The following is a 6,000-nucleotide window of genomic DNA, read 5'->3' on the forward strand; positions in this document are numbered from 1 at the left end:
TCACGTGCGTTTTCAAATAACTCTATGAATACCTCTTTGCTGAAATCGTGGGCTGCCATCACGCTGCTCGCAGTGCTGGCTGCGCCCGCATTGCAGGCTCAGGACAACGATGCGGTGGCGGCAGCCTATGCAGCCGCACGCGACGGGGACGCCGCCGGCGCGCGCAAGCTGACGGAGCTGGCCAAATCCGGCAACACCGATGCCCGCTTCAAGCAGGCATTGCTCGAGATGCGCGCCAAGCGCATGGCGACGGCGTTTTCGGGGATGCAGGCTGTGGCCGACACTGGCGATGGCCGAGCCCAGTATTACCTGATGAATGGCTACGAGTTGGGTTTCTGGCCGGGGGACGACAACGCATTGCAGGCCATGCGCGCCGCAGCCGAGGCGGGAAACGCCAAGGCGATGTTCAATCTGGGATTGACGTATCAGTATGGCCGCGGCGTCGCACAGGACAAACAGGCCGCGCTGGTGTGGTATCGCAAGGCGGCGGAACGCGGCGAGCCGCGTGCCTATACCTTTATCGGCCGCCTGTATGACGTATCGGGCAAACCAGACATCGAGCCGGACCTCGATACCGCACTGTTGTGGTACCGCAAAGCTGCCGCGGCCAAGCACGCGCACGGCATGTATAACCTCGCGTTGACCCTGAAGCTGGATCTGAAAAAACCGCCTGCCGACTATCTGCCGTGGCTCAAGGCCGCCGCTGCGGGCGGCTATCTGCCGGCATTTGCCGAACTGGCCCGACATCACCTCAATGGCATCGGCGTTCCAGCTTCCGCCGAAGCTGCAGCGAAGATCGCCAGGGAAGGCATTGCCCAGGACGACATCGATTGCTACGCCATCCTCGGAGGCATACTGGAGAAGGCCGGATCGGTGCCCGAGGCATGGCAGATGTACAGGGAAGGCGCATTAGCGCCTTTTGGCTGGGGCGCCGGCGCGCTGGGCATGGGCAGGCTGCTCGCGGAAAACCGCTATGCGCCGACCAGGCCGGGAGAGCGCGACTGGGTATTGCGCTTGCTCACCCAGCTGGCGGAGGACACAAACAAGCAATCCGGCGCGACCGAACTCTTGGCAAAGCTGCGCAAGGCACCGGCGCCAACGTGGACCATCCACGAGGAACGTGGCGTGGATGCAAGCCTCTTGACCGTGGCGATCGATCCGCGTGGCCGTCTGTGGTTTGGCGGCTACTACGGTTTGTTCATGCTGGAAGGAAAAAAATGGACCAGATACAACGCAGCCAATACCAACGGCGCGCTGCACGCGCATAGACTCCAGGCGATTACGTTCGATGCACAGGGAAACACCTGGGTAGGCAGCGACAGCGATGGGGTGTTCCGTTTCGACGGCAAGCGCTGGACCCACTACAACACGGACAATACCGGCGGCGCGCTGGCCAGCAATACGATCAAGGCCATGGCCGTCGATCAGCGCGGCCAGCTGTGGGTGGCCACAGCGGGCACCGATGGCCGCTCCGGCGTCGCCCGCTTCGATGGCAAGACCTGGACCGCGTACACGTACGAAAACACCGGGCATCTGCTGGGTTATGCGCCCCGAAGCATCGCGGTGGATCCCCAGGGAAACATCTGGGTCGGCCACTGGGTAGGCATGTCCAAGTTCGACGGCAAGACCTGGACGCTCTACGCCAGCACGCACAGCTACAAAAAGAGCGATCCCGAATTCCAGAATTCGACGACCGGCCCGCAATACGGCCCCGAATCCATCCTGTTTGCGCCCAACGGAGATGTCTGGGCCGTGCAGCTCGCCCAGATTGCCAGGTTCGATGGCCGCAGCTGGAAAGCCTATCCCAAGCCCAAGCAACTCATCGGTAATACCAATGAGGAGTACTACGCAGAGGGTGCGGCGATGGATAAGCAGGGCAATATCTGGATCGCCGCCGACGAAGGCCTTTTCCGCTTCAAGGACGGCAACTGGACCTTCCATCGCCACCCGACACACCAGGTGGATAATCCCTCCCGGATGAATTCGGTCGTCATCGATGCCCAAGGCAGCAAGTGGATGGCCACCAGCTACGGCCCGGTACGGTTCGATGAGGGCTGGACCGACTATACGCCCGACAACACGAACGACGGGCTACTCGACGACACCGTCAACGTCGTCGCCATCGACGGCCGCAACCATAAATGGATAGGTGGTAACCGGGGGCTATCGCGTTTCGACGGCACGAGCTGGACCCGTTATACGGCGCAAAGCACCCGCCAGGGATTGGCGCCAGGCAAGGTGCAGAGCATCGCCGTGGACAAGGCCGGCAGCGTCTGGATAGGCACTTATGACGACCATACCAAGGAAGGCGGTCTTTCCACATTCGATGGCACGCGCTGGATTGCCTATACCCCCGCGAATACCGGCCGCGGCCTGCCCTCGGCCGATGTCCGCGCTGTGGCGGTGGACAGGAATGGCCACCAGTGGGTGGGCACGGATCGCGGGCTGGCACGCTTCGATGGGAAAACCTGGACGTCTTATACCCGGGACAACACCGGCGGCCGGCTGCCCTCAAACAATGTGAAAGCGATCGCGGTCGACCTCGATGGCAGCATCTGGGTGGCAACGGCCCCCGAGAAACCGCTCTCCAGCGCCAAGGATGGCGGCCTTGCCCGATTCGACGGTAGCGCGTGGACCACCTACACCCCGGAAAACACCGGCCGCGCACTCACGAACTATGTGTCTTCCATCGCCATCGACCCACAGGGCAACAAGTGGATAGGCACCAGTGCCAGCCTCTCGTACCGTGCCATGGGAGAGCTCGTCAGATTCAACAATTATGGTTGGACGCGCTACGACGAGAAGATCACCGCCCGCAGCGCCCCGGCTGGAAACATCACTGCGATCGCAATCGATGCGACCGGCATCAAATGGGTGGGAACCAGCGACGGATTGTTCCGCTTCGACGGCTTGCGCTGGACCCAGTACAACCGAAAGAACACGGACAACGCGCTGCGCGGAGACGCCATCCAGGCTATCGCGATCGATGAGCAGGGCCGCAAGTGGATCGCCGCGAAAAACGGTTTGGACCGCGGTGATGGGCTGGTCGTTCTGCAGGATTGAGGCGGTTGCGGACGCGCCGCGCCGCCGCGACAGCCTGCATGCAACTTCATAAGTGCAAATCGATGAAACTGCTGAAAATACTCATCCCAGCGGCCGTACTCTGCTCTGCGCAGGCAGCGGCCGAAACACCGCGCCTGTCGCTGTGGATCACCGAGGCGATCGGCGCGACCGATGCCGGGCAATGCGCGCAACCGGCGCTACACAGCGAGATGAAGCTGGCAGCGCTGCGCGCCAAAATCAGCGACCGTATCGACGACGCCGATATCGCCTTCTGGAATCCGGCGACAGCGACCTGGACACTGGGCGATGCCGCCACCCCCGCATCGGATCGGGCAAGGCAGATTGCCGACCACTGCTTTGTCCTCTGGATCAACGGCAAACCAACCGCCGCCGGGGTCGCGTTGTGGACCCATTCCGCGCGCCTGGTGCACATGCCGGTATTGGGTGTCTCGGTGGCGGATGGTGCCCTGTCGCTCAGGCTGGGCGCCCAGCATGGCGCCTCGCCAAACCCGCCCCTTGCCTTTGAAGGCATTAACGAAGTCTTGAAAGAAAAGCCGGCCAGGGCAGCCGAATCAAACCCTAGGCAGGATTGAAACGCGCCAGCCGGACTGCGCAAGCGGGAGCCGGGGCTCAACGCGCTCTCCTCCAGCCGCTACGCCCGATCAACTAACGACAGCCAACACCGCCTTGGCGTAGCTCTCCCTATCCATATCCCGCGTATCGATGGTGAGCTGCACCGCACCGTGCCCTTCCGGCAGCGTGGTGCGCAGCGCCGCCAGCAACCGCTGGCCCAGTGCCTGTTTCTGCTCCGCGCTTCGGCCGGAGAGCAACGCCACCTGTAGGTGGACAAACGCCGTTTCGGTATCGGAAGTACCAACGAGGTAAGTGGCCAGGCAATGCGCCCGGCCCTTGATGTCGGCCTCGCCAAACAGGCCCGACTCGAACATGGCCTGCGCCAACGTGTGCCGCGCGGCATGGGCATCGTAATCGGGGAGGTTGTGGGTGTATTCGAGGGTGAGGTGGGGCATGGGAGGCTCCGGAGGGGGAGCTAGGGAGATGCGGGCGCGGGGTCTGTACCACAAGCCGAAAATCGGCGGGATCGATCGCACTTTTAAAAAATCGTGGCCCACTCCCGAAGTTCAGTCCTCATATATCCACTGGTAAGCCGTCAAGTACAACAATGCTTGTTTTAGAAATACACTTTGAGTTAAGGTTTTTGCTCTGATTTCTGGGCCTCCTGCTCACTTACTCCTGATCGGTCGTAACTACATGGCAAACTCGTACGCTCAACTCGGCCTAGACCCTACCCTTGTGCACTACACAAGTCTGTATGGGCTCCAAGGAATTGTGGGAAATCATTCACTTTTTGTATCCCACGCAGCATTTTTGAACGACCGTGAAGAGCTTGTGCACGGATTGAGGGCTGCAAAGGACGCTATTCAACAGTCATCGCGCTTTCATGGTTGGAATCAATCAAAGCTCCTCCCAGTGCTCAATGATGTCGTGGAGGATTACCTCAAAACCCCACCCGATGTTTACGTTACGTGCTTTGGTACCGACACAGATAGCTTGACCCATTGGCGCGGCTACTGCGAAGGCCAGGGAGTGAGCATCGAACTCTCGCTCGCAGGCCTCGAACAGTTGACTGGTGAGATCGGAGGGGAATTCCAACAGGTTATTTACTCGAAGGTCGGCGACCATGGTCAAGCAGCAACTGAAATACAAGCGCGTGTCGATTGGCTAATAGAGAGAATGGGGTCGTTTATCACAAACGAAAATCAACGACGCCTGCTCTTGGCCAAAGTGGTGCGATCAGCGGCCGCAGCCTTTAAGCACGTCGGATTCAAAGACGAAACCGAGTGGCGCTATGTGTACAGTGAGCAACCCGCCCCGGATTTCATCCAGTTTCGTGTTCGTGACAATGTTCTCGTCCCGTACTTCGTACTCAAAGGTGCTGGGCCATTGCCAATAACCAAGGTGACAGTTGGGCCAGGGAAGGATCAAGAGTTTACGCGAAAGAGCATAGAACGATTCCTTAAGGCTTCGGGCTACGGGATTGTTCCTGTCATCGAATCAAATGTTCCGTATCGCACATAAGCTTTACTCATTAAACTTCTTCCTGCCCGGTCGATGCTGGGCTTTTTCGCTTCACAGTACGGACAGAGCGACAAGAATGTCGAAATGTCCCGTAGAAGATTGGGGATAGCGCACGATTTATTTTCTAATTAACGACGAAAAAGATTTTGCGCCTGCGGCGCGTTGATTAGATACCGGTTCCGCCCGGCGGACGGGTTCATTTCTTTTGCGTCGCCAAAAGAAACGAACCAAAGAAAAGGCGACCCCGCCTTGCGGCCCTCCGGGCTGCCCTCAGTCGGTCGCGAGCCTAGGTCTCGCTCCGCTCCTTCGGCGCTGGCCAAGGGGAAAAAAGCAAGCGCCCACATTTGCGGAACGATTCACAGCAAGCCGTTTGCCTGCACAATCCCCCCCCACCCACTTCTACGAAGGGGGAACCGTGGTGCTCAAGAGCGGAGAACTTGCCAGCAAATCACGGCGTACCACCCGAACTCCCCTCAGGAGCGCCGAGCGAGGAACAAGCGGGGCGGGGTTTCGCCGAGGATGTTTGAGACCGTAGGCCGAGTCCCGCAGGCGCCGACTCGATTGTCCGCAGTGAGGGAACCGGCGAAGCCGGCGCGGATACGGGGTCGCCTTTTCTTTGGTTCGTTTCTTTTGGCGAAGCAAAAGAAATGAACCCGTGGGCGCGGCGGAACGCGCACCTAAACCACCGCGCCGCAGGCGCAAATCGCCCCAACACGCGCTGAAAGCGCTACGCCCCCTTAATCCCAATACCCCACCGCCCCATAAGCAGTTTTCAAATGATCCACAAACCGCCTCACCCGCTGTGGGAGGTGCTTGCGCTGCGGCATCACTGCGTAGACC

At 60.0% G+C, this 6,000-nt stretch carries 4 protein-coding genes; 3 read left to right on the forward strand and 1 reads right to left on the reverse strand.

Annotation, left to right across the window (positions count from 1 at the left end; all coding sequences use genetic code 11):
• Positions 1-24: 24 nt before the first annotated feature.
• On the forward strand, positions 25-3,063 hold the full coding sequence (locus NLI84_RS10880) for a two-component regulator propeller domain-containing protein (RefSeq protein ID WP_255990118.1): 3,039 nt from the start codon (positions 25-27) through the stop codon (positions 3,061-3,063).
• 62 nt (positions 3,064-3,125) lie between these two features.
• Positions 3,126-3,656 carry a hypothetical protein gene (locus NLI84_RS10885; protein ID WP_255990119.1) on the forward strand — a complete coding sequence of 177 codons (531 nt, stop codon included), beginning with the start codon at positions 3,126-3,128 and terminating at the stop codon, positions 3,654-3,656.
• Positions 3,657-3,725: 69 nt separating this feature from the next.
• On the opposite strand, the gene NLI84_RS10890 is transcribed toward NLI84_RS10885, so the two are convergent.
• Positions 3,726-4,091: a 5-carboxymethyl-2-hydroxymuconate Delta-isomerase gene (locus NLI84_RS10890; protein WP_255990120.1), complete on the reverse strand. Its 366-nt coding sequence runs from the start codon at positions 4,089-4,091 to the stop codon at positions 3,726-3,728.
• 358 nt (positions 4,092-4,449) lie between these two features.
• Between NLI84_RS10890 and NLI84_RS10895 the strand changes: the two genes are divergently transcribed.
• The gene (locus tag NLI84_RS10895; RefSeq protein ID WP_255990121.1) at positions 4,450-5,160 is read left to right on the forward strand and encodes a DUF2971 domain-containing protein; all 711 of its coding nucleotides are present in this window, start codon (positions 4,450-4,452) and stop codon (positions 5,158-5,160) included.
• Positions 5,161-6,000 lie beyond the last annotated feature (840 nt).

The organism is Chitinolyticbacter albus, assembly GCF_024437655.1.
Lineage (GTDB): Bacteria > Pseudomonadota > Gammaproteobacteria > Burkholderiales > Chitinibacteraceae > Chitinolyticbacter > Chitinolyticbacter albus.

Bases quoted from the DNA above. Each gene is read 5' to 3' on its own strand.
- NLI84_RS10880 (WP_255990118.1), top strand. From the start codon at position 25: ATGAATACCTCTTTGCTGAAATCGTGGGCTGCCATCACGCTGCTCGCA.
- NLI84_RS10885 (WP_255990119.1), top strand. From the start codon at position 3,126: ATGAAACTGCTGAAAATACTCATCCCAGCGGCCGTACTCTGCTCTGCG.
- NLI84_RS10890 (WP_255990120.1), bottom strand. From the start codon at position 4,091: ATGCCCCACCTCACCCTCGAATACACCCACAACCTCCCCGATTACGAT.